The 20,921-nt window shown below is 62.5% G+C and carries 21 protein-coding genes and 1 tRNA gene; 9 read left to right on the top strand and 13 right to left on the bottom strand.

All coding sequences use genetic code 11. The features are described from left to right. Positions 1–374: 374 nt before the first annotated feature. Both EN851_RS09970 and EN851_RS09965 read left to right on the top strand, forming a co-directional pair. Positions 375–641 carry a sel1 repeat family protein gene (locus EN851_RS09970; RefSeq protein WP_135929082.1) on the top strand — a complete coding sequence of 89 codons (267 nt, stop codon included), beginning with the start codon at positions 375–377 and terminating at the stop codon, positions 639–641. A 432-nt stretch (positions 642–1,073) separates the two neighbouring features. Then, complete coding sequence (locus EN851_RS09965) at positions 1,074–2,195, top strand: branched-chain amino acid ABC transporter substrate-binding protein (RefSeq protein ID WP_127281159.1); 1,122 nt, start codon at positions 1,074–1,076, stop codon at positions 2,193–2,195. A 183-nt stretch (positions 2,196–2,378) separates the two neighbouring features. On the opposite strand, the gene EN851_RS09960 is transcribed toward EN851_RS09965, so the two are convergent. From EN851_RS09960 to EN851_RS09930, 7 genes are all read right to left on the bottom strand, one after another. Next, entirely contained in the window at positions 2,379–4,361 is a 1,983-nt protein-coding gene (locus EN851_RS09960; RefSeq protein WP_135929081.1) for an acetyl/propionyl/methylcrotonyl-CoA carboxylase subunit alpha, read from the bottom strand. 174 nt (positions 4,362–4,535) lie between these two features. Then, positions 4,536–5,000: a hypothetical protein gene (locus EN851_RS09955; RefSeq protein ID WP_135929080.1), complete on the bottom strand. Its 465-nt coding sequence runs from the start codon at positions 4,998–5,000 to the stop codon at positions 4,536–4,538. 120 nt (positions 5,001–5,120) lie between these two features. Next, the gene (locus EN851_RS09950; protein ID WP_135915308.1) at positions 5,121–5,651 is read right to left on the bottom strand and encodes an O-acetyl-ADP-ribose deacetylase; all 531 of its coding nucleotides are present in this window, start codon (positions 5,649–5,651) and stop codon (positions 5,121–5,123) included. A gap of 2 nt (positions 5,652–5,653) precedes the next feature. After that, positions 5,654–7,261: a carboxyl transferase domain-containing protein gene (locus EN851_RS09945; RefSeq protein WP_127871369.1), complete on the bottom strand. Its 1,608-nt coding sequence runs from the start codon at positions 7,259–7,261 to the stop codon at positions 5,654–5,656. Between the two features lies 1 nt (position 7,262). Beyond that, positions 7,263–8,426, bottom strand: a complete 1,164-nt coding sequence (locus tag EN851_RS09940) for an isovaleryl-CoA dehydrogenase (protein ID WP_135883368.1) — start codon at positions 8,424–8,426, stop codon at positions 7,263–7,265. Beyond that, positions 8,395–9,048 (bottom strand): TetR/AcrR family transcriptional regulator, encoded by a 654-nt coding sequence (locus tag EN851_RS09935; protein ID WP_127871371.1) that lies wholly within the window; start codon positions 9,046–9,048, stop codon positions 8,395–8,397. Before EN851_RS09935 ends, EN851_RS09940 begins: the two co-directional genes overlap by 32 nt. A gap of 66 nt (positions 9,049–9,114) precedes the next feature. Beyond that, the gene (locus tag EN851_RS09930) at positions 9,115–9,399 is read right to left on the bottom strand and encodes an acylphosphatase (protein WP_127278538.1); all 285 of its coding nucleotides are present in this window, start codon (positions 9,397–9,399) and stop codon (positions 9,115–9,117) included. A 181-nt stretch (positions 9,400–9,580) separates the two neighbouring features. Here EN851_RS09930 and EN851_RS09925 point away from each other — a divergent pair, with 181 nt between their 5' ends. Continuing rightward, positions 9,581–10,108 (top strand): MarR family winged helix-turn-helix transcriptional regulator, encoded by a 528-nt coding sequence (locus EN851_RS09925; protein ID WP_127871372.1) that lies wholly within the window; start codon positions 9,581–9,583, stop codon positions 10,106–10,108. Here the strand turns inward: EN851_RS09925 and EN851_RS09920 are convergent. Further along, positions 10,105–11,217 carry a pyridoxal phosphate-dependent aminotransferase gene (locus EN851_RS09920; RefSeq protein ID WP_127871373.1) on the bottom strand — a complete coding sequence of 371 codons (1,113 nt, stop codon included), beginning with the start codon at positions 11,215–11,217 and terminating at the stop codon, positions 10,105–10,107. The genes EN851_RS09925 and EN851_RS09920 overlap by 4 nt on opposite strands. A gap of 331 nt (positions 11,218–11,548) precedes the next feature. Here EN851_RS09920 and EN851_RS09915 point away from each other — a divergent pair. Then, positions 11,549–11,639, top strand: a tRNA-Ser gene (locus EN851_RS09915). Between the two features lie 30 nt (positions 11,640–11,669). Here EN851_RS09915 and EN851_RS09910 read toward each other — a convergent pair. Together EN851_RS09910 and EN851_RS09905 are read right to left on the bottom strand one after the other, a co-directional pair. Next, the gene (locus tag EN851_RS09910; RefSeq protein WP_127871374.1) at positions 11,670–12,572 is read right to left on the bottom strand and encodes an alpha/beta hydrolase; all 903 of its coding nucleotides are present in this window, start codon (positions 12,570–12,572) and stop codon (positions 11,670–11,672) included. A gap of 108 nt (positions 12,573–12,680) precedes the next feature. After that, a complete protein-coding gene (locus EN851_RS09905; protein WP_135929079.1) occupies positions 12,681–14,711 on the bottom strand; it encodes a lytic transglycosylase domain-containing protein in 2,031 nt (676 codons plus the stop codon). 293 nt (positions 14,712–15,004) lie between these two features. Between EN851_RS09905 and dapA the strand changes: the two genes are divergently transcribed. From dapA to EN851_RS09890, 3 genes are all read left to right on the top strand, one after another. Further along, the gene (dapA, locus tag EN851_RS09900; RefSeq protein WP_135919860.1) at positions 15,005–15,886 is read left to right on the top strand and encodes a 4-hydroxy-tetrahydrodipicolinate synthase; all 882 of its coding nucleotides are present in this window, start codon (positions 15,005–15,007) and stop codon (positions 15,884–15,886) included. Positions 15,887–15,911: 25 nt separating this feature from the next. Further along, positions 15,912–16,391, top strand: coding sequence for an SsrA-binding protein SmpB (gene smpB / locus EN851_RS09895; RefSeq protein ID WP_027144197.1), 480 nt, complete (start codon positions 15,912–15,914; stop codon positions 16,389–16,391). Positions 16,392–16,467: 76 nt separating this feature from the next. After that, positions 16,468–17,178 (top strand): GH25 family lysozyme, encoded by a 711-nt coding sequence (locus tag EN851_RS09890; RefSeq protein ID WP_135919589.1) that lies wholly within the window; start codon positions 16,468–16,470, stop codon positions 17,176–17,178. Positions 17,179–17,193: 15 nt separating this feature from the next. Here EN851_RS09890 and EN851_RS09885 read toward each other — a convergent pair whose 3' ends face one another. Next, complete coding sequence (locus EN851_RS09885; protein ID WP_135919591.1) at positions 17,194–18,117, bottom strand: DMT family transporter; 924 nt, start codon at positions 18,115–18,117, stop codon at positions 17,194–17,196. 142 nt (positions 18,118–18,259) lie between these two features. Between EN851_RS09885 and EN851_RS09880 the strand changes: the two genes are divergently transcribed. Next, the gene (locus EN851_RS09880; RefSeq protein ID WP_135919862.1) at positions 18,260–18,733 is read left to right on the top strand and encodes an Lrp/AsnC ligand binding domain-containing protein; all 474 of its coding nucleotides are present in this window, start codon (positions 18,260–18,262) and stop codon (positions 18,731–18,733) included. A 33-nt stretch (positions 18,734–18,766) separates the two neighbouring features. Here the strand turns inward: EN851_RS09880 and EN851_RS09875 are convergent, their stop codons facing one another. Both EN851_RS09875 and EN851_RS09870 read right to left on the bottom strand, forming a co-directional pair. Further along, positions 18,767–19,423 carry a uracil-DNA glycosylase gene (locus EN851_RS09875; protein WP_135919593.1) on the bottom strand — a complete coding sequence of 219 codons (657 nt, stop codon included), beginning with the start codon at positions 19,421–19,423 and terminating at the stop codon, positions 18,767–18,769. Between the two features lie 11 nt (positions 19,424–19,434). After that, the gene (locus tag EN851_RS09870) at positions 19,435–20,016 is read right to left on the bottom strand and encodes an NYN domain-containing protein (protein WP_127276201.1); all 582 of its coding nucleotides are present in this window, start codon (positions 20,014–20,016) and stop codon (positions 19,435–19,437) included. 319 nt (positions 20,017–20,335) lie between these two features. Between EN851_RS09870 and rpoZ the strand changes: the two genes are divergently transcribed. Next, the gene (gene rpoZ / locus EN851_RS09865) at positions 20,336–20,737 is read left to right on the top strand and encodes a DNA-directed RNA polymerase subunit omega (protein WP_127276203.1); all 402 of its coding nucleotides are present in this window, start codon (positions 20,336–20,338) and stop codon (positions 20,735–20,737) included. The last annotated feature ends 184 nt before the right edge of the window (positions 20,738–20,921 follow it).

Below are 20,921 nucleotides of genomic sequence, written 5' to 3'. Positions count from 1 at the left end.
TAAGCTAGTCCAGCTTCCGTCAAAACAAAAGCGGTGCCGCAACGGAAGACTTTGGCGTTTTGAAAGCGGCTGAATTCGCTCTGTCGGGACGGAAACGGAAACGATCGCCGCGTCGTGTTTGTTTCCCGTGGTTAGCGGAGTGTTGATCGGGGTCCCGAAAATTTTCGTCAAATTTGGCGAAAACCAGCCGAATTGCTGGTTTCGTATCCTTAACGAATTTCCGTGTTTACCTCTTGTTTTAGCTTTGTTTTCCTCAAATTAAGCACGCCATTTAACGACGGATTCAAGCCTGCGCGGCATTCTCGAAAGCATCGAAAGAGCGCCCCGGACAAGACAAACGGAGGCAGCTCTCGGGAGCCAGACAGGGGACTAAAATGGCACGTTTTGAAATGCTTGAAGCAGGCTTCGGCGCCATGGGGGAAACTGCCCAGGCCGACATTCTTTTCGAACTGGGCATGATGTATGCGACCGGTCGCGATTGCGAGACCGATGTCGTTGCCGCCCACAAATGGTTCAACATCGCCGCCATCAAGGGTTCGGCCCGCGCCGCGGAACTGCGCTCGGAACTCTCGGCGGCCATGTCGAAGGTCGAGATCGCCAAGGCGCTGCGCGAAGCCCGCGAATGGATGACGATGCACTGAGTCCCGCCAGACGGGGACGCTCCGGCCAAGACCGCTAAAAGACGGTCGGGCCAACAGGGACAAGGCTGCGCAGACAGCCAGGCCACGGGCCAACAACAAAAAGAATGCGGCAGGCCGACAGGTCCAAGCCGCGCGACGGACCATGATCCCGAAAGTGGAATCGGGGCTTCGGCAAGATCATGGCCAACAGGAAGACAGGGAAGGTGGGTTGGGTTCACAGCGCGGGGGGCGCCGGGGAAACAGCCTGACAGGCAAAAAGCCACGACCAGCCGGAACAAGGCTGGCGTGGCTTTTTGCGTGGATGAGACCGCGCAGGCCCAATCGAGCGGCGCCAATGCGCCTAGACAGGCCCGGTGAAGGATGAAATTGTCCCGCCTCTCTGGAAGAAGCGCGGCCGGGGCGGCCGCGCGTGAGTGGAGGAGTTCTATTGTCATGAAAAAAATGAGTATTTTGAGCGCGGCCATTTTCGGCCTGATGATGAGCGCGCCTGTCGCATTCGCCGACGACATCACCGTATCGGTGGTCGGCCCGATGACCGGACAACTCGCGACCATCGGCGATCAGTTCAAGCAGGGCGCACAGGCCGCGGCCGATGCCATCAACGCCGCGGGCGGCGTCAACGGCTCGATGATCAAGCTCGACATCGAGGACGACCAGTGCGACCCCAAGCAGGCCGTTTCGGTCGCCAACCGCATCATCGCCAACGGCGTCAAGTTCATCGACGGTCATGCCTGCTCGGGTTCGAGCATTCCGGCCTCGGCCGTCTATGCCGAAGCCGGTGCGCTGATGATGAGCCCGGCCTCTTCGAACCCGGTGCTGACCGACGCCGCGGCCAAGTCCGGCTGGCCGACGATCATGCGTCTTTATACGCGTGACGACGCACAGGGCGCCTTCATCGGCCCATGGATCGCCAAGAAGTATGCCGGCAAGAATGTGGTCATCCTGCACGACAAGAGCGCCTACGGTCAGGGCGTGGCTGACGCCGTCAGGGCAACCATGAATACCGGTGGCCTCAAGGAAGTCTACTATGACGCCATCAACCCCGGCGAGAAGGACTATTCGGCGCTTGTCACCAAGCTGAAGGATCTCAAGGCCGATGTCGTCTATTTCGGTGGCTACCATCCTGAGGCTGGCCTGATCCTGCGTCAGTCGGCCGAACAGAACCTGAAGTTCCAGCTGATCATGCCGGACTCGATCGCCTCGCCGGAGTTCTGGCAGGTTGCCGGCCCGGCCGGCGAGGGCACCATGTTCGTGTTCCCGTCGGATCCGCAGGCAAAGCCGGAAGCCAAGGCGGCCGTCGAGAAGATCAAGGCCGGCGGCTTCGTGCCGGAAGGCTTCACGCTGTTCTCCTACGCCGTGGTCCAGGCTTTCGCCGAAGGCATCAAGCGCGCGGGCAGCGACGATCCGGCCAAGGTTGCCGAAGCGTTGAAGAACGGCACGCCGATCAGCACCGTTGTCGGCGACGTCACCTTCGACGAGAAGGGCGACCTCAAAAATGCCAGCTATGACATCAACCAGTGGCATGACGGAAAGTACGCGCCGATCGCGCAGTAATCGCTCCGACGATCGGCTAGAGCAATTCTAGGAAAAGTGTGTAGCGGTTTTCCGTCCAGAATTGCGTAAAAACAAGAAGTTAGAGCGGGTCAGAGATTCTATCAAACTCTGAACCGCTCTAGTCCAAGGAAATGGCCGGGTTCGTCCCGGCCATTTCTGTTTGCGGTCCGCGATGCGCTCCGGCTATCGGCCGGTGGCGGCGGTCGACGCGTTCCGGTCCTCGATGAACCCCACCAGCACCGCCCCGTCGGTGACCTGTGACCCTTCCCCGGCGATCTCGGCGATCACCCCGTCATGCGGGGCGGCGATGGTGTGCTCCATCTTCATCGCTTCGAGGATCAGCAGAATTTGTCCCTTGATCACGGCGTCGCCTTTCGCCACGCGCACAAGCTTGACGAGACCCGGCATCGGCGCGCGCAGGCTGCCGGAGGCGGCAGCGGCTTCATCGCTCCTGGCCAGGGGATCCGGCACGGTGAAAGAATAGGCGACAGCGCCTTCGAACACGGTGATGTGGCCAGGCCAGCGGGCGAGGCGGGGAACGGCCCGAAGGTCATGCGAATTGGTGCTGTCATACGGCGCATCGAGCGCCACCTGAAAGCGCCCGTCCGGCCGCATTGAAACCTTGGCCAGGATGGCCTCGTCGCCGAACTTCAGCCGCGTGCGCCGCGCAACGCCGTGGAAATGCGCATAGCCGGCAAGCGACGACCAGGGGTCGTCCGACGGCAATGCTCCGGCACCCGAGGCCGCCAGCGCGGCAGCCGAGATGATTTCGCCGGTCGGCGGCGCGACCGCCGTCAGCATCTCCTGGTGTCTGCCGATCAGGCCGGTATCGACGTCGCCCGCCGCAAAATCCGGATCGGCGGCAAGAGCGGCAAGAAAAGCGGCGTTGACGGTGGAGCCGGCAATCTCGATTTGCGCGAGCGCGGTGCGGAGCGCCTCCAGCGCCGCCTGCCTGTCCCCGGAATGGACGACCAGCTTCGCGATCATGGGGTCGTAATAGGGCGAGATGGCATCGCCAGCCCGCACGCCGGTCTCGATGCGCATCGCGGCACCCTCGGGGGCAACGCCCGGAAATTTCAGGTGGTGCAGCGTGCCCGTCGCCGGCAGAAACCCCTTGGCCGCGTCCTCTGCATAGATGCGCGCCTCGAAGGCATGGCCGCAAAGCGCGATCTCGCTTTGTGTCTTCGGTAGTTTTTCGCCGCTGGCGACGCGTAACTGCCACTCGACGAGATCGGTGCCGGTGACCATCTCGGTGACCGGATGCTCGACCTGCAGGCGGGTGTTCATTTCCATGAACCAGAAGCGGTCGGCCTTGAGGCCTTGCGAGGCGTCGACGATGAACTCGATGGTGCCGGCGCCGGAATAGTTGATCGCCTTGGCGGCCTTCACCGCCGCCTCCGTCATCGCCTTGCGCAAGGCCGGCGTCATGCCGGGGGCGGGGGTCTCCTCGATCACCTTCTGGTGGCGGCGTTGCGCCGAGCAGTCGCGTTCGTAGAGATGCACGGCATTGCCGAAATTGTCGCCGAACACCTGCACTTCGATATGCCGTGGCTTGTCGACGTATTTTTCGACCAGCACGCGGTCGTCGCCGAAGGCGGCCTTGGCTTCGCGCCGGGCGCTGGACAGCGCCTCGGAAAAATCATCGGGATGCTCGACGCGCCGCATGCCCTTGCCGCCGCCGCCGGCACGCGCCTTGATCAGCACGGGATATCCGATCTCGCGGGCTTTCGAGGCAAGCAGCACGATCTCCTGCGCCTCGCCATGATAGCCCGGCACGACCGGAACGCCGGCTTTCTCCATCAGCCGCTTGGCGGCGTCCTTGAGCCCCATGGCGCGGATCGAAGCGGCCGATGGGCCAATGAAGGTGAGCCCTGCGGCTGTGACCTGATCGACGAAGTCAGGGTTTTCCGAGAGGAAGCCATAGCCCGGATGGATCGCTTCGGCACCCGTTGCAAGCGCTGCCGCGACGATCCTGTCGCCGCGCAGATAGCTCTCGCCGACAGGCGAGGGGCCGATATGGACCGCCTCGTCGGCCATTTCGACATGCAGGGATCTCGCGTCGGCATCCGAATAGACGGCGACGGTGTGCACGCCGAGCTTGCGGGCGGTGCGGATGACGCGGCAAGCGATCTCGCCCCGATTGGCGATCAGGATCTTGCTAAACATGGAGCCTCCAGCGGCGAATTTGCTTCGAGCGACGCAGGCCTTGCTTCGCGCTCGCCTCAGTCCTGCCCGACATATCCCCCACGAGAGGCACGCTGTCCCGCCGACCTATGCTGGCAGACGTTCCCTCGACCTCTCCCTTACCAAGGGAGTGCTCCAGCTGGCGTTCGGCCCTGCCTACTTCGACGCCGAGATGGCGCAGCCGCCGCTCGCGGTCTTGAGCTTCCACCGTGTCAAGCCGGCCTGGCAGTTGCGCAGCGCCATTTCTTCCGCGGCCTTCTGGGACGGCGCGTTGAGCTTCGTCCCGCAGATGATGTAGAGGTCGACAACGCGCGAATAAAAGGTCGTGGCGTAGGCCGAATGACCGCCCGCCGCGATATAGGCTTTGTACGCCACGTTGCATTCGCTCTTCGGATCCGAGCCCATGGTCGGTGGAAAATGCACGTCTCCCTTGCTTCCCGCCAGTGAGCCCGCCGTCGCGGCGGCGACTGTCGTTACGACAAGCAGTCCGGTCAGCACCGGGAAACGAACGTGGCCTTTTCTGCCTGCAAGCGATTTGGCCATGCTCATGCCAGTCGCCGAGAGCATTAGTAATCCTGCAAGTATCGACGCAGCCGACTTGCGACAATATTTCCGAACCATTTTCACCCCAGCCCAATTGCCCAACCCAGTGTGAGCAATAGCGAAAATTCGGTGCCGCCGCCAGTTCGCCGGTAGAAATTTTCATTTGGCTATGATGATGAATCGATTGGTCCATACAGTTCAACTTTCCCCCAGAGCAGCAATGGCTCTTCGGTATAGTTCTGAAGTCGGCTCATCGAAGCAGCAGAAAGTAACGGTTTCCGGCGATGTGTTCCGTGCAAGGAAGCTGCCGACCGTTCGGACCGCGATCGCAGTCGCTTCAGCCTTCGGATACCGGTAGACACCAGTCGAGATTGCTGGAAAGGCAATTGTCCGGCAGTCATTGGCAAAAGCGATTTCGAGCGAGCGCTGGTAGCAGGAGGCGAGCAGTTCTGCCTCACCCTTGCCGCCACCCTGCCAAACCGGCCCGACCGTATGGATGATATGGCGGGCCGGCAGCCGATAACCCTTGGTCAGCTTTGCATCGCCCGTCTTGCAGCCATTGAGCATGCGACATTCGAATTCGAGTTCCGGCCCGGCGGCGCGGTGAATGGCTCCGTCGACCCCGCCGCCACCGAGCAGCGAGGAGTTGGCGGCGTTGACGATGGCATCGACCGCCAGCTTGGTGATGTCGCCGGTGTGAACGCTGATCCGGTCGCCCGTGGCGCTCATCATCACATCCTGAACACACCGAAGCGTGTCTCCTCGATCTCGGCGTTGAGCGCGGCCGACAGGCTGAGCGCCAGCACCTCGCGTGTCCGGGCCGGATCGATGATACCGTCATCCCAGAGCCTTGCCGAGGAATAGAGCGGGTGGCCTTCATGCTCGTACTTCATCAGGATCGGCTTCTTGAATTTCGCCTCCTCCTCGGCGGTCCATTCCCCGCCCTTGCGCTCGATGCCTTCGCGCTTGACCATGGCGAGCACCGTCGCCGCCTGCTCGCCGCCCATCACCGAGATGCGGGCGTTGGGCCACATCCACAGGAAGCGAGGTGAGTAGGCGCGGCCGCACATGCCGTAATTGCCGGCCCCGAACGAACCGCCGACGATGACGGTCACCTTGGGCACCCTGGCGGTCGCAACCGCCATCACCAGCTTGGCGCCGTCCTTGGCGATGCCGCCCGCCTCGTATTTCCTGCCGACCATGAAGCCGGTGATGTTCTGCAGGAAAACCAGCGGGATCTTGCGCTGGCAGCACAATTCGATGAAGTGCGCGCCCTTCAGCGCGCTCTCGGAAAACAGCACGCCATTGTTGGCGATGATGCCGACCGGCATGCCGTGGAGATGGGCAAAGCCGGTGATCAGCGTCGTGCCGTAGTTCTGCTTGAACTCATCGAATTCGGAGCCGTCGACGACGCGCGCGATCACCTCGCGCACGTCATAGGGCTGGCGCAGATCGGTCGGGACGATGCCGTAAAGCTCATCCGCCGGATGAAGCGGCGGAATCGCTTTCTGTAACTTCAGGCTTACAGCTTTGTTCCGATTCAGGTTCTTGATGATGCGCCGGCAAATGGCGAGCGCGTGTTCGTCGTCCAGTGCATAGTGATCGGCGACACCGGAAAGCCGGGTGTGCACATCAGCGCCGCCCAGATCCTCGGCGCTGACATCCTCGCCGGTGGCCGCCTTCACCAGCGGCGGTCCGCCGAGGAAGATGGTCGCCTGGTTGCGCACCATGATCGTCTCGTCCGACATCGCCGGCACATAGGCGCCGCCAGCCGTGCAGGAACCCATGACGCAGGCGATCTGCGGGATGCCGGCCGCCGACATGTTGGCCTGGTTGTAGAAGATGCGGCCGAAATGCTCGCGGTCGGGAAACACCTCGTCCTGGTTGGGCAGATTGGCGCCGCCGCTGTCGACCAGATAGACGCAAGGCAGGTTGTTTTGCAGTGCGATCTCCTGCGCCCGCAGATGCTTCTTCACCGTCAGCGGATAATAGGTGCCGCCCTTCACGGTGGCGTCGTTGACGACGACCATCACCTCGGTGCCCTCGACACGGCCGATGCCGGCGATCAGGCCGGCCGACGAAATCTCCTCGCCATACATCGACCAGGCCGCGAACTGGCCGATCTCGAGGAAAGGCGAACCGGTGTCCAGCAATTGCGCCAGGCGTTCGCGCGGCAACAGCTTGCCACGGCCGACATGGCGCTCGCGTGCCTCGTCCGAGCCGCCCCGCTCGACGGCCGTGGCCTTTTCGGCGATGTCGGCAACCAGAGCCCTCATGCGCTCGGCATTGGCACGGAAGGTCTCGGAGGAAGGAGAAATCTGGGTTTGCAGCGTGGCCATGCTACGCTCCCTCCGCCATGATTTCGCGGCCGATCAGCCAGCGGCGGATTTCGCTGGTGCCGGCCCCGATCTCGTAGAGCTTGGCGTCGCGCAGCAGCCGGCCGGTCGGATAGTCGTTGATATAGCCGTTGCCGCCAAGCAGCTGGATGGCGTCGAGCGCCATCTGCGTCGCTTTCTCGGCGGCAAACAGCACGCAGCCGGCGGCATCCTTACGGCTGGTCTGGCCGCGGTCGCAGGCGGCGGCGACGGCGTAGACGTAGGCGCGCGCTGCGTTCATCGCCGTATACATGTCGGCAAGCTTGCCTTGCACCAGCTGGAATTCCCCGATCGGCTGGCCGAACTGCTTGCGCTCGTGAACATAGGGGATCGCCACGTCGAGGCACGCCGCCATCAGGCCGATCGGCCCGCCGGCAAGCACGGTGCGCTCATAGTCGAGGCCAGACATCAGCACCTCGACGCCGCGTCCTTCCTCGTGCAGCACATTGTCGAACGGTACCTCGACATCCGAAAAGACCAGTTCGCCGGTGTTGGAGCCTCGCATGCCGAGCTTGTCGAGCTTCTGCGCCACCGAAAACCCCGGCATCGCCTTTTCGACGATGAAGGCAGTGATGCCGCGCGATTGCCGTTCCGGGTCGGTCTTGGCGTAGACGACCAGCGTTTCGGCGTCCGGACCGTTGGTGATCCACATCTTGGTGCCGTTGAGCACATAACGGTCATTGCGCTTATCGGCGCGCAGCTTGAGCGACACCACGTCGGAGCCGGCGCCGGGCTCCGACATGGCGAGCGCCCCGACATGCTCGCCCGAACACAGCGGCGGCAGGTATTTTTCCTTCTGTGCCGGTGTTGCCCAACGGTTGATCTGGTTGACGCAGAGATTGGAGTGGGCGCCATAGGAGAGGCCGACCGATGCCGAGGCGCGCGAAATCTCCTCGACCGCGATCACGTGGGCGAGATAGCCCATGCCGCTGCCGCCGAAATCGGGATCGGCGGTTATGCCGAGCAGGCCGAGCGCGCCGAGTTCGTGCCACAGATGCGCGGGGAATTCGTTCTCCCGGTCGATGTCGGCTGCGAGCGGAGCGATCCTGTCCTGCGCGAAGCGCCGGACCAGGTCGCGCAGCGCCTCGATGTCCTCGTCATGCCCGAAGCTGAGCGTGTTCGTGTACATGCCGTTCCTCCTGCCGCATGACCCCATCGATCTTCGCGCCGACCAGGCGCATTGTCATCGAAAGATATGTTGCCGTGACTTCAGCGATCGACAATCGCTCGCCCGGCCGGAACCAGACAATGACGCCGGTCATCATCTGGATCAGCGCCATGGCCGTCAGGCCGGTGTCCTCGACGCTGAAAATACCCGCCTCGGCGCCATCGCGCAGGATCGAACGCAGTTCCTTTTCGTAGGCCGTGCGCATGCGCAGGATCTGCGTCAGCCTGCCGGGCGACAGGCTGCGCAATTCCATGTTCGACACATGCGTGGCGTGGCGGCGTTCGATATGAAAGGCGATGTGGTTGCGCACATAGGCGGCAAGCTGCCGCGCCGGATCCGCGCCGGCCGGCCTGGAGTGCTCCCAGGCTTCGCGAAGTCCTTGCATATGCTCGCGCATCAGTGTGAACAGCAGCTCTTCCTTGGTCGGGAAATAGCGATAGAGCGCGGCTGCCTGGACGCCGACCTCGGCGGCCAACTGGCGCATCGACATCGCTTGATAGCCGTAGCGCGCTATCAGGCTGACCGCCGCTTCGCGGATTGCCGCCTCGGTTCGCCCGCCGTCTGATCCTGTGGTGCGTGCCATCATCGCCTCGCTGATGGCGGTAGTAATAAAACGAACGTTCAATTAATTCAAGAGAGCGAAATGCTCCTACGCAATGATCCTGAAATCTCCAGGCGTGGTCCAACTCTCCAGCTCTTCCACATCGATCCGCGAGACCGCCGCTCCCAGCGGGCCCTGCCGTAGTCGCTCGATCATGTCCGCAACCGCCGCGTCGGCGCCGGTAAGCCATGCCGTCACCGAGCCGTCTCTCTCGTTGCGCACCCAGCCCAGCAGCCCGAACCTTGTCGCTTCGCCTCGCGCCCAGATCCTGTAGCCGACACCTTGAACCTTGCCGTATATGCGCGCCTGAACCGCCCTTTTCCGGTCTTTCATGGCTCACTCCCTTGCATAGAGTCTGGCGCGGCACCGAACGAAGGCAACTGGCTTGAGGTACTATCCAATCGAAGACCGGGAGTTTTTGCGGAAATAAGTGACTTGATCCAGTAAATGGTTGACTGGGTCAATTTTCTGGCCATCATCCCTGCGGTCTGGAAATTTCCCGGAGGCTTCTGGCATGAGCGATCGCAATGCCTTGGTCGGCGATATCCGCCGCTTCAACCGGTTCTATACCGGGCTGATAGGGTTGCTCGACGAGACGTTGATGCACAGTGCCTATACGCTGACCGAGGCGCGGGTGCTGTTCGAGCTCGGTCATCACCCCCGCGATTGCCCCACCAATCCTGGCGGCAAGACAGGCTTTCTGGCCCGAGCGCTTCGGCTCGATCTCGAACCGGTGGCCTCCGCAATCGCTCGGGGCCTTCAGGTGGATCCTGCCTATGTCACTAGAATCCTTCGCAAATTCTCTGCCGCCGGCCTGACTGAAATGTGCACCGGTCCCGCGCCGCTACGATCGCGCGTTCTTTCGCTTTCCGCGCGCGGCCAGGCCGCGCTTGCCGCACTTCATGCGGCTACGGATCGTGATCTCGCCCGCCTGACCGCGAGCCTGAATGACAAGGAAGCCGCGGAACTGTCGGATGTGCTGACGCGTGCCAGGCATCTGCTCGGCGTAGCGATGGCTCCTGAGCGCCCGGAAGTGCCCTAGTTTCCCCGCGCCGCCGCCAATGCGCCCGGCAATTCCTCGGCGAAGATATCCAATTCGTGGTCGAGACCGACACTGACGCGGATGCAGCGGTCTAGTCCTGGCGCCACCGGCTTGCGGATGAAGACGTCGCGCGACAACAGTCCCTGCAGCACTTTCAGGGCGAAAGCACCGTCATGGCCGCAGTCGATGGTGACGAAATTGGTCGCCGAGGCGAGCGGCTTCAACCCGTTCTGTTCGGCGATATCAGCGATGCGCCGCCGTCCGGCGGCCACCCGGGCCACCACCGTCTCGAGATAGGCCTGGTCGGCGAGCGCCTCGACGCCGGCGATCTGCGCCATGCGGCTGACGCCATAGTGGTTGCGGATCTTCTCGAAGTCGCTGATCACCAGCCTCTCGGCCAACGCATAGCCGCACCGTATGCCGGCAAGTCCGTAGGCCTTCGAAAAGGTTCGCATGCGGATGACGTTTGGCCGCGAAATATCGATCGGCGGCAGGGCCGAGGCCGGTCCCAGCTCGCCATAGGCCTCGTCGAGCACCAGCATGGTGGTTTCCGGCAGGGCTTGTATGAAGCCGATGATCTCGTCGGCCTCCCACCAACTGCCCATCGGATTGTCCGGGTTGGACAGATAGACCAGCGGCGCCTTTTCCCTGACGACCGCCGCGAGCAGACCGTCCAGGCTTTCGCGATCGTTCTCGTATGGGACGCTCACCAGCCGGCCGCCGACACCGGCAATGTGGAAGTTGAAGGTAGGATAGGCGCCGAGCGAGGTGACCACCGCATCGCCAGGCGCCACATACATGCGCGCCACCAGGCTGAGCAGGCCGTCGATGCCTTCGCCGACAACGACGTTCTCGACAGCCACATTGTGATGCGCGGCCGCCGCAACTTTAAGGTCGTAATTGTCCGGGTCGCAATACATCCACTGGTCGCGCGCGACACTCTCCATGCGGGCGATCACGCGCGGCGAGGGGCCAAAGCTGCTCTCATTGGCGCCGATGCGGGCACGGAAAGCGCGCCCGCGTTCACGCTCCTGCGCTTCGGGGCCGACAAACGGCACGGTCGACGGAAGCGCGGCGATGAGTGGTGAGAGGGCAGGGCGCTGAGGCATGTCGAAAGCTCGCTTGGAAGGGGGCCTTCTTGCTAACGTGCCGCTTGGGACGGTGCAAGGTCAGGATCGACCGATCCGGTGGCCTTACTGGATTCTGCCGGCGGTATTTGCCAGCGAGGCAGGATGAACACGCGATTGCCCCCCATCTAGTCCAGGCAATTCAACGCTCGATCTGCACCAAAGCGCAACCCGCGGCCAGTTCTACCAGCCAGGAATTGCCGCAGAATCCCCGCATCGCGCAAAGCCGCGGTCCGGTACGCTCTTATTTTTCCATATTAATGACGCGGGCTTGTTGATTGTGCCGCCGCTTTTCTTTATCCACCGGCACAACGGAGAGGTGGCCGAGTGGTCGAAGGCGCTCCCCTGCTAAGGGAGTAGAGGTCAAAAGCTTCTCGTGGGTTCGAATCCCATCCTCTCCGCCATGACCCCAAGACCTTGGTTGCTCTCGGGGCTTACCCCGGATTTTTCTGCGCCTCTGCTTGATCCAGAAAGAGCGCGATCTCATTGGGCAGGTTACCGGTCTCCAGGAAGGGTGCGTGGCCCTGATCCGGTACGGTGATTGTCCTGGTGCCGGGAGGATGACGCTTTCGCATCTCCTCCAGCGTTTCCTGGGACAATAGCCTTGAATTGGCGCCGCGTATGACGAGCAGCGGAATGGCCGCCAACGCATCGAATTGCTGCCAAAGAGGCGGCAATGGCTGTGACAGGTCGAGATTGGCAACAGTGTCGACCAGCTTCGAATCGAAATCGGGCAGCAGCCCTTGATTCGTCTCGCGATAGAGCGCGCGCACCATTCGCTCCCAGTCGCCCTCAGCAAGCGCTGGAAAGTCCTGGCTATGAACATTGCGCTGGGCATCCACCGCCTCGGTGAAGGTTTTCGGCTTTGGCGTGCGTTCGAGATAGGACTGGATGTGAGCGAGGCCGGCGGCTTCGATCACTGGCCCTATGTCGTTGAGCACGATGGCTTTCAGTACCGCCGGCTGCATCGCGCCAAGGACATGGATCACCAGCCCGCCGCGCGAGGTGCCGATGAAGGCCGCCTGTTCGATACCGAGTGCGGCCAGCCCGGCAAGAACGTCGCCGGCTTCGATGCCGACATTGTAGTGACTGACATCGGGATCGTAGGCCGACTGCCCGCGTCCGCGGTAGTCGAAAGCGACAACCTTGCGCGCAAGAGCGGATCGCGTTGAGAGATAGAGCGCAAGCTCGTGAAAATCCCGCGCGTTGCGCGTCAGGCCAGGCAGACAGACGACCGGCCAATGGGCGGAACTCGCTTCGCCATAGACACGCGCGTGAAGCCTCAGCCCATCTGGCGCGGCATAGAAGAAGTCGGAGAAATCTGGATTGCTCGACATGGAACGGACGCCTTGGCCGCGAGATCGTCCACGACTGCTATAGACGGAGCGCTGGAGGGTCAAACGGGAAAGGCTCCTCCTTCTCCTCGCACGGGGAGAGCAAGAGCCTCAGCTGCGCCCATTCACGAGATCGCCTACAATGTCGTACTTGCCGGAAATACGCATCTTGTAGACCTCGTAATTCTCCATCACGCGCTGCACGTAACTTCTTGTTTCCGTGTAGGGAATCCGCTCGACCCAGTCCACCACCGCATCGATGTCCTTGCCGCGCGGGTCGCCGTATTTCGCCACCCACTGGCTGGCCCGGGCGGGGCCCGCATTGTAGCCCGCGAAGGTCAATACGTACGAGCCGTTGAAGCGATCGAGCTGTTCGCCAAGGAACGCCGAACCAAGCGTTGCATTGTAGCCGGCGTCGCTTGTCAGCCTGGTCTGCGAAAACTGCAATCCGGCCTTCTTCGCCAATTGCTTGGCGGTTCCCGGCATCAGCTGCAGCAGGCCGCGCGCGCCGGCACTGGATACGGCACCGACGTTGAATTCGCTTTCCTGGCGGGCGATCGCATAGGCCAGCGCCTTGCCCGAACCGGAAATATTGGCCGAATCGGGGATGACGCCGAGCGGATGCGACAACGCACCGACATCGATGCCGCGCGCCCCGGCGATCTTGCCAACTTTCAGCGCCATGAAATGGTTGTTCTGCTTTTCCGCAAGGACAGCGAGCAGCGCCAGTTCACCCGGGCTGGTCAACTGCCCGGCAAGGTCGCGATAGAGCGTTTCGGCATAACGGTCGTAGCCTGCCTCCTGCAGGCGCTTGATGGCGGAGACGGCCTCGCGGCCGGCAAAGTTCTGCCGGTCGGCGGCACTTGGCTGGGGATAGACGATGTTGAGCGCCTGCCGGCCGACGCGTTCGGCGGCTAGCTGGCCGTAGAACGTCGTTCCGTAGGTCGCCGCACGTCCAAAATAATCCTTGGCATTGCCGGGGCCGCCGACTTCCGCCGAGCGGCCGAGCCAGTAATAGGCGCGCGACAGGGTCATCGGCCCCTGAGCTAGCTCGGCGATGCGCGCGAAGTGCGTCGCCGCGAGCTTGGGATCGCTCAGGCCGCGCAGCGCATACCAGCCGGCATGGAACTCGGCTTCCGCTGCATTGGCCGCGCTTTCGGCTGCATGCATGGCGACTATCTTGTATGCGGTCTTCATGTCGCCCTGGTCGACCAGTTCGCGCGACAGCACCCGGCGTTCGACCCACCAGGCGTCCGGATCGACGAGGGATTCACGGTCTGCCGGCGCTTTCATGACAACCGCCGCTGCGCCCGCAAAATCCTCCTGCTTGCGCAGATATTCGGCCTGCGCGAAGAAATAGCCGGCCGAACGCTGCGCCACCGGCACCGCCTTGAGCAGTTTGGCCGCATTCTTGTCGCCTCTGTCGGCCGCCACCCAGGCGTCGGCAAGCTGCTGGGCGCCGGCGAGGCCGGCGACACGCAAGGCGGAATTCACCCGGTCGGCATAGAACATGCGTTCCATGCGAAAACGGTGATCGGCGGCGGGAACAAGGGCGCCGAACTCCTTGATCAGAGCCGCCTCGTCCTTGGCGTCCAGGATCGCGGTGCGCCAGAACGGCGACAACGCCGATCGCGCCGCCTTGGCGTTGCCGGACGACACATAGGCGCGCGCGAGAACCATCACGCCTTCGAATGTCTGCGGCTGGCTGCCGTCGAAGGCCTTGATGACGATGTCCGCCGCTGGGTTCTCGCGATAGAGCGCGCGCTCGCCGTTCTTGCGCAATGCAACGGTGCCTGGCCAATTGGGCAGCATCTTCGCGGCCGCCGCGATATCGCCACTCGGAACCTTGTCGCCCCCGTAGAGCGCGATCGCCCAGGCCAATATGTGCTGGTCGAGCGATTGTGCGGGGAGGGCATCGCGCACACCGCGCGCGCCGGGAATATCGCCAGCTGCCAGCGCATCCAGGCCGCTTTTCAAGAGCGTGACGCCGGGGGTGGGGGCCTGTTGCGCCTTGTCCTGTACGCCAGGCATCGGAATGGCCGAAGTGACCCGCACATCGGCGCTGCCACAGATCGCCACGCCGGGCATCAGCGCGGCGATGGCGCCAAGAAGCGCGAACAGGCGGGGCCGACCGGTCGGCATGATCCTTCGTGTCTTTCCTTAGTCCAGCATTTTACCAGCAGGCGAAGAAGCCTCGAAGCCTAGACTTAGGTCGTGAAGGGCTCGTAAACAAAGGGTTATCGAGGCCGTTCGAATAACGCTTGCTGGCACCATGGCAATGCTTGCCGCGCAACAATGTCGAGACTATGGTGCGCGGCTTCGCTTTCGGTTAGAAGGCGCGCACGATAAAACCCGATGCATGTCGTCCCAAAACCGGTAACCGCTTTTGGGACGACGACATGCATGAACCTAGAAGTCCCAAGGAGTTGGACGACATGCTGAGAGGCTCGCTTACTGCGCTCGTGACACCGTTCGAAAAGAGCGGGCGTTTCGACGAGAAAGCCTTTCGCGCGTTCGTCGAATGGCAGCTTGGCGAAGGCACCACTGGCCTCGTCCCCGTAGGCACCACCGGCGAGTCGCCGACGCTGTCGCATGACGAGCACCGCCACGTCGTCAAGGTTTGCATCGAGGTTGCCAAGGGGCGCGCCCCTGTGGTTGCCGGCGCCGGTTCCAACAACACCGAGGAAGCTGTTGGGCTTGTGCAGTATGCCGAAAAGGCCGGTGCCGATGCCGCCCTGGTCGTCACGCCCTACTACAACAAGCCGACACAGCGCGGTCTCTACGAGCATTTCGCCGCCGTCGCCCGGGCGACCAAGCTGCCGATCATCATCTACAATATCCCGCCGCGCTCGGTGATCGACATGACGCCGGAGACGATGGGCCGGCTGGTGCATGACTTCAAGAACATCGTCGGCGTCAAGGACGCGACCGGCAAGGTCGAGCGGGTGTCCGAGCAGCGCATGACCTGCGGCAAGGATTTCATCCAGCTTTCCGGCGAGGATGCCTCGGCACTCGGCTTCAATGCGCATGGCGGCGTCGGCTGTATTTCGGTGACCTCGAATGTCGCACCGAGGCTGTGCGCCGAATTCCAGGAGGCAACGTTGTCCGGCGACAGCGCCAAGGCGCTCGAGCTGCAGGACCGTCTCTTGCCCCTGCACAAGGCGATCTTCATAGAGCCCGGCGTCTCCGGCGCCAAATACGCGCTGTCGAAGCTGGGCAAGGTCGAGAACGTGCTGCGTTCGCCGCTGGTCACCATCGAGCAGTCGACGGCCGAAAAGATCGATGCGGCCATGAAGCACGCCGGCTTGATTAATTGAGGATGAGGCGCCACCTCTCCACATCATGAATCAAGTCAGAAAAGCCGATCCCAACAACAAGACCGTTGCGGAAAACCGCAAGGCGCGGTTTTCCTATGAGGTGCTCGACACGATCGAGACCGGCTTGGTGCTGACTGGCACCGAGGTCAAATCGTTGCGCCAGGGCCAGGCCAACATCCAGGACAGTTATGCCTCGGTAGAAGGCGGCGAGATCTGGCTGATCAATTCCTATCTGCCTGAATACCTGCAGGCCAACCGCTTCAACCACGAACCGCGCCGGCGCCGCAAGCTGCTGCTCAACAAGCGCGAGATGGCAAAACTGTCGCAGAGCGTCGACCGTGAAGGGATGACGCTGGTGCCGCTAAAAATCTATTTCAACGATCAGGGGCGCGCCAAGCTGCTGCTTGCCGTTGGCCGCGGCAAGAAGCTGCATGACAAGCGCGAGACCGAGAAGCAACGCGACTGGTCGCGCGAAAAGGGCCGGCTGCTCAAGGAACGCGGGTGATCAGGTGACGGCCTGAAAAAAGCCAACAGCCGGGGCTTCAAGGTCTAACAATCGGCAAGCCCAACAGGGGATGGTCTTGAAGAAGCGGATTGTTCTCTGGGGCCTCGCCAGTCTTGCCCTGGCATGTATCGTTGCGGCGGGGGCCTTGGTCTATTTCCACACCTATTCTCCCGACCGCGGCAGATATCCGGTCAGGGGCATCGACGTCTCCCATCATCAGGGCAAGATCGACTGGCGGCGCGTTGCCGCCGATGATGTGGCTTTCGCCGTCATCAAGGCGACTGAGGGCGGCGACCATGTCGACGAAGCCTTCGCCGGCAACCTGCGCGAGGCCCGCGCCGCCGGGCTCGCCGTCGGCGCCTATCATTTCTTCACCTTCTGCCGTCCGGGCGCCGACCAGGCCAGGAATTTTATCTCGGTGGTGCCGCGCGATCAGCCGTTGCTGCCGCCGGTCGTCGACATCGAGTTCGGCGGCAACTGTCCGCAGCGCCCGTCGCCCGAGCAACTGAACGCCGAACTGCAGGCTTTCCTTGGACCCGTCGAGGCGGCCTTCGGCAAGCCAGCGATCGTCTATCTGACGGATGAAGCCGAAGCTGCCTATGCCGGGCAAATCAGCGCTCGCCCACTCTGGCTGCGCTCTCTGCTCATGGAGCCGGACCGCCGTGACTGGGTCTACTGGCAGTACCACAACCGGGGACGCGTGGACGGCATTGAGGGGGACGTCGACCTGAACGTTTTGCAGGGCGGGCCGCAGAAGTTGGCGGCGCTGCTTGCCCCCATACCTTGATGCCACTGAAACCATTTACGATCCAGCTGGTGCCGGAACAGCCAGATTTTCCCTGGTGATGCGTCGACCCATCGCCGAATAACCCATCCCGGCGGCCATGATGGCGATGGCCACGCATTGGATCGCCAGCGGGGTCTCGCCAAGCACGACCATGCCGACCATCACGGTGGCGATCGGCACACCCGGCAGGAACAGCGATGCAGCCTGCGAGCCCAATTGGTCGACAATGTAAGTGTAAAGGAACATTGCGACAGCGCCGGCGAGAAGACCTTGAATGACGATCTGGCTGGCGATTTCGGCGCCTGCGGCGGCATGGAGGCCGCTTGGCGCAAAGACATAGAGAAGTGGCAGCGGCAGGCAGGACAAAAGCACGACGCTCGCGGTCGCCGTCACCGGCTCGATACGCCACCGCTGCACAAGAACGGCATATGTGGAAAACATCGCGCCCGATCCGACAAACAGCAGATCCCCGAACAAGACATCACCGGCGCCGGTGCGCGCCGGCGCTATGAACAGCAACAAGCCGGCGATGATCGTGGCGACGCCAATGATCCGCCGGCGCGACGCGCTTTCCCTGAACAGCGACAATAGGAACGAGAAGAAGACGATCGAGGCGGGGCAGAGCGCCGCGGCATGGGCGGCGGGCGCATGAGTGAGGCCCCAGTTGATGATCAGCGGATAGGGCAATCCGGCCAGCGCCGCCAACGTCAATCCACGCCGCCAGCCCAGCGCCGTCATGGTCGCCAGGCCGCGCCTCCAGACGATCGGCAGGAACACCGCGCCGGCACCGGCAAAGCGCAAGCCGGCCATGTCGGTGGCCGTCAGATGCTCCCTGAGGCTGAAGCGGGCGGCCACGAACTGCGCGGCATAGATGGCGATCATGGCGAGGCCGGCGATCACCGCAAGCCTTGTGTTTCCCGTGTCTCGGACGTCCGCCATGTTCTGCCACCATATTCATGCCGCCAGGAGGAGACAGCCCCGACCTTGCGATGAAGCGCAGCCTATTGTCGAAATGGCCGCGACTAAATACGCTGTTTTTCGAAAATTGACGTGTAGTTCACGCAAATGAGGTGGCTTGAACGTGAATCCTGAATCGGGCGACCTCGACGCCGTCGATCGCAGTCTTTTGCGGCTGCTGCAGGAAGATGGACGCAGCACCACGCTTGATCTGGCAGCGCGCGTCGGCCTGTCGCCGACCGGCACCAGCCAGCGCGTGAAGCGCCTGTTTCGCGACGGGTTCATCACCGCCGTCAGGGCGGTGCTCAATCCGGTAAAGATTGGCCGAGGCATGCTTGTCTTCATCGAGGTGCGGCTCGATCACACGGCCCCGCATATCTTTGATCGTTTCGCCGAGGCGGTCGCAAAGGCGCCCGAGGTTCTGGAATGCCATATGGTCGTCGGTGGCTTCGACTATCTTGTGAAGGCGCGCATTGCCGAGATGGCCGACTATCAGGACTTTCTCAAACGCGTCATCCTGCCGCTGCCGGGCGTGAAGGAAACACATACCTATGCGTCGATCGGCGACGTGAAACCGGATGCCCTGTTGCCGGTGTAGGCTGGCACCGGAGACCGTCCGACGACCGATATTTCAGGTCTCCAGGAATGCCGCGATGTCGCCAAACACCCTGACGAACATGCCTTCGGTCAACACGCCTGTATTGGTGTTGTAGCGCGAGCAATGATAGCTCGAAAACAGCGTAATGCCGCCGGCGGGCAATTGCCCGCCATGTTTGAACGGATAGGCGGCGACGCGCCCGCCCAATGCCCGCACGGTCGACTGGTGCGCGATCGATCCCAGCGCCAGCACGGCGCGCAAGTTTGGAAAGCGAGCGATCGTCGGCACCAAAAATGTCCGGCAGGTGGTGATCTCGGCGCCCACCGGCTTGTTCTCCGGCGGCACGCAGCGCACCGCGTTGGTGATGGCAGTGCCGACGAGTTCCAGCCCGTCATCGGGCCGCGCCTTGAACTCGCCGCGTGCAAAACCGTGGGCAATCAGTGTCGAATAGAGCAGGTCACCGGCATAGTCACCGGTGAACGGGCGCCCGGTGCGGTTGGCGCCGCGCAAGCCAGGCGCCAGACCGACGATCAGAAGCCGGACGGTGTCTTCGCCGCCCGGTGGCAGGAAGGTCGGCACTGGCGCATTGAACCAGGACGGCTCGCGCTGCCGCCATTCGGCGATGAAGTCATGCAACCGCGGGCAAAGTGGGCAGTCGCGGCTGGGTTCGGAAGCGGAGAGGACGGTCAAGTCGACCGGCCTCAGTAGTCGTCCTCCTCGACTTCGGCCGGTTCGGGCCGCCTTACGGGCCGCTCGGAGGGATCGCGGCCGACTTCGTTCTTCAGCGTCGCCAGGTCGATGAAATGGTCGGCCTGGCGGCGCAGGTCATCCGAGATCATCGGCGGCTGCGAGGCCATGGTCGAGACGATCGACACCTTGCGGCCACGCCGTTGCAGCGCCTCGACCAGCGTGCGGAAATCGCCATCTCCGGAGAATATGACATAGTGGTCGACGACGTCGGCGAGTTCCAGCGCATCGACAGTGAGCTCGATGTCCATGTTGCCCTTGATCTTGCGGCGGCCGGTCGAGTCGGTGAATTCCTTGGCCGGCTTGGTCACCACCTTGAAGCCGTTATAGTCGAGCCAGTCGATCAGCGGCCGGATCGAGGAATACTCCTGGTCCTCCACCAGCGCGGTATAATAATAGGCGCGCAACAGGTAACCACGCTTGTGGAAGCTCGCCAAAAGCTTGCGATAGTCGATGTCGAACCCGAGTGCGCGCGAGGTGGCGTAGAGATTGGCGCCGTCGATGAACAGGGCGATTTTTTCACGAGGGTCGAACATGGAAATAATCCTTTTCGAAATAAGCGCCGTCTAAACGAAATGCGGTATCGACTATTGGTCAGGCTCATGAAAACCGGCCGACCTTGGACCAACCGAGATAACGCCAGTTTGGTGGCAATCCAAGGGCGTCTGGCGCACTGCAAGCAATTGTGATCGTAGAGCCGAACCGTGGACGCGGCCGGCTTTGCCAAATCCGCAGTTTGATGGAGGGATTGAGTGCCCTGTGGGCCTGCATCGCCATGATGCTTGTATTTTGGCGCCGTTCGGGTTATGCACCGCGCCTGTTTTCCGTCACATCCAGGCATGAAAGGGGCAATCCATGGCCCGCGTAACCGTTGAAGATTGCATCGACAAGGTCGACAACCGCTTCGAGCTGGTGCTTCTGGCCGGCCACCGCGCCCGTCAGATCAGCCAGGGCGCGCAGATCACCGTCCCGCGCGACAACGACAAAAACCCGGTCATTGCGCTGCGCGAGATTGCCGACGAGACGCTGTCGCCCGACGATCTCAAGGAAGATCTGATCCATTCGCTGCAGAAGCATGTCGAGGTCGACGAGCCCGAAGCCGATGGCGAAGTGATCGCCGACCAGACTGGCGGTGCCGTCGCCGCCGCCGACACCGACGACGCCGAGGACAACGTCACCTTCGATCGCATGACCGAGGAAGACCTGCTGGCCGGCATCGAAGGTCTGGTCCCGCCGGAAAAGAGCGACGACTACTGAGACAGCTCTCCGGAAGCGCCTGGAACAATCTTCCGGCCCTTCCGTCCCGGCAGTTTTCGTGGCTATCGAGTACCAACTGTCGCAAATACCAGATGCAGTTTTGGCCGCACTTGGCATAATGTATGAATCTGGTATTTGCGACAGTTGGTACCGGACATGCGCCGTACGACAGTGCGGCGCATGA

The sequence above is a fragment of the Mesorhizobium sp. M8A.F.Ca.ET.208.01.1.1 genome, assembly GCF_004791315.1.
Lineage (GTDB): Bacteria > Pseudomonadota > Alphaproteobacteria > Rhizobiales > Rhizobiaceae > Mesorhizobium.
The sequence above is the reverse complement of the archived record's forward strand: the minus strand, read 5'-3'. Positions and strand labels throughout refer to the sequence as shown.

Bases quoted from the DNA above. Each gene is read 5' to 3' on its own strand.
- EN851_RS09965 (WP_127281159.1), top strand. From the start codon at position 1,074: ATGAAAAAAATGAGTATTTTGAGCGCGGCCATTTTCGGCCTGATGATG.
- EN851_RS09870 (WP_127276201.1), bottom strand. From the start codon at position 20,016: ATGTTCGACCCTCGTGAAAAAATCGCCCTGTTCATCGACGGCGCCAAT.
- EN851_RS09970 (WP_135929082.1), top strand. From the start codon at position 375: ATGGCACGTTTTGAAATGCTTGAAGCAGGCTTCGGCGCCATGGGGGAA.
- EN851_RS09945 (WP_127871369.1), bottom strand. From the start codon at position 7,261: ATGGCCACGCTGCAAACCCAGATTTCTCCTTCCTCCGAGACCTTCCGT.
- EN851_RS09940 (WP_135883368.1), bottom strand. From the start codon at position 8,426: ATGTACACGAACACGCTCAGCTTCGGGCATGACGAGGACATCGAGGCG.
- EN851_RS09910 (WP_127871374.1), bottom strand. From the start codon at position 12,572: ATGTCGAGCAATCCAGATTTCTCCGACTTCTTCTATGCCGCGCCAGAT.
- smpB (WP_027144197.1), top strand. From the start codon at position 15,912: ATGAATCAAGTCAGAAAAGCCGATCCCAACAACAAGACCGTTGCGGAA.
- EN851_RS09930 (WP_127278538.1), bottom strand. From the start codon at position 9,399: ATGAAAGACCGGAAAAGGGCGGTTCAGGCGCGCATATACGGCAAGGTT.
- dapA (WP_135919860.1), top strand. From the start codon at position 15,005: ATGCTGAGAGGCTCGCTTACTGCGCTCGTGACACCGTTCGAAAAGAGC.
- EN851_RS09955 (WP_135929080.1), bottom strand. From the start codon at position 5,000: ATGGTTCGGAAATATTGTCGCAAGTCGGCTGCGTCGATACTTGCAGGA.
- EN851_RS09960 (WP_135929081.1), bottom strand. From the start codon at position 4,361: ATGTTTAGCAAGATCCTGATCGCCAATCGGGGCGAGATCGCTTGCCGC.
- EN851_RS09885 (WP_135919591.1), bottom strand. From the start codon at position 18,117: ATGGCGGACGTCCGAGACACGGGAAACACAAGGCTTGCGGTGATCGCC.
- rpoZ (WP_127276203.1), top strand. From the start codon at position 20,336: ATGGCCCGCGTAACCGTTGAAGATTGCATCGACAAGGTCGACAACCGC.
- EN851_RS09920 (WP_127871373.1), bottom strand. From the start codon at position 11,217: ATGCCTCAGCGCCCTGCCCTCTCACCACTCATCGCCGCGCTTCCGTCG.
- EN851_RS09905 (WP_135929079.1), bottom strand. From the start codon at position 14,711: ATGCCGACCGGTCGGCCCCGCCTGTTCGCGCTTCTTGGCGCCATCGCC.
- EN851_RS09925 (WP_127871372.1), top strand. From the start codon at position 9,581: ATGAGCGATCGCAATGCCTTGGTCGGCGATATCCGCCGCTTCAACCGG.
- EN851_RS09935 (WP_127871371.1), bottom strand. From the start codon at position 9,048: ATGGCACGCACCACAGGATCAGACGGCGGGCGAACCGAGGCGGCAATC.
- EN851_RS09950 (WP_135915308.1), bottom strand. From the start codon at position 5,651: ATGAGCGCCACGGGCGACCGGATCAGCGTTCACACCGGCGACATCACC.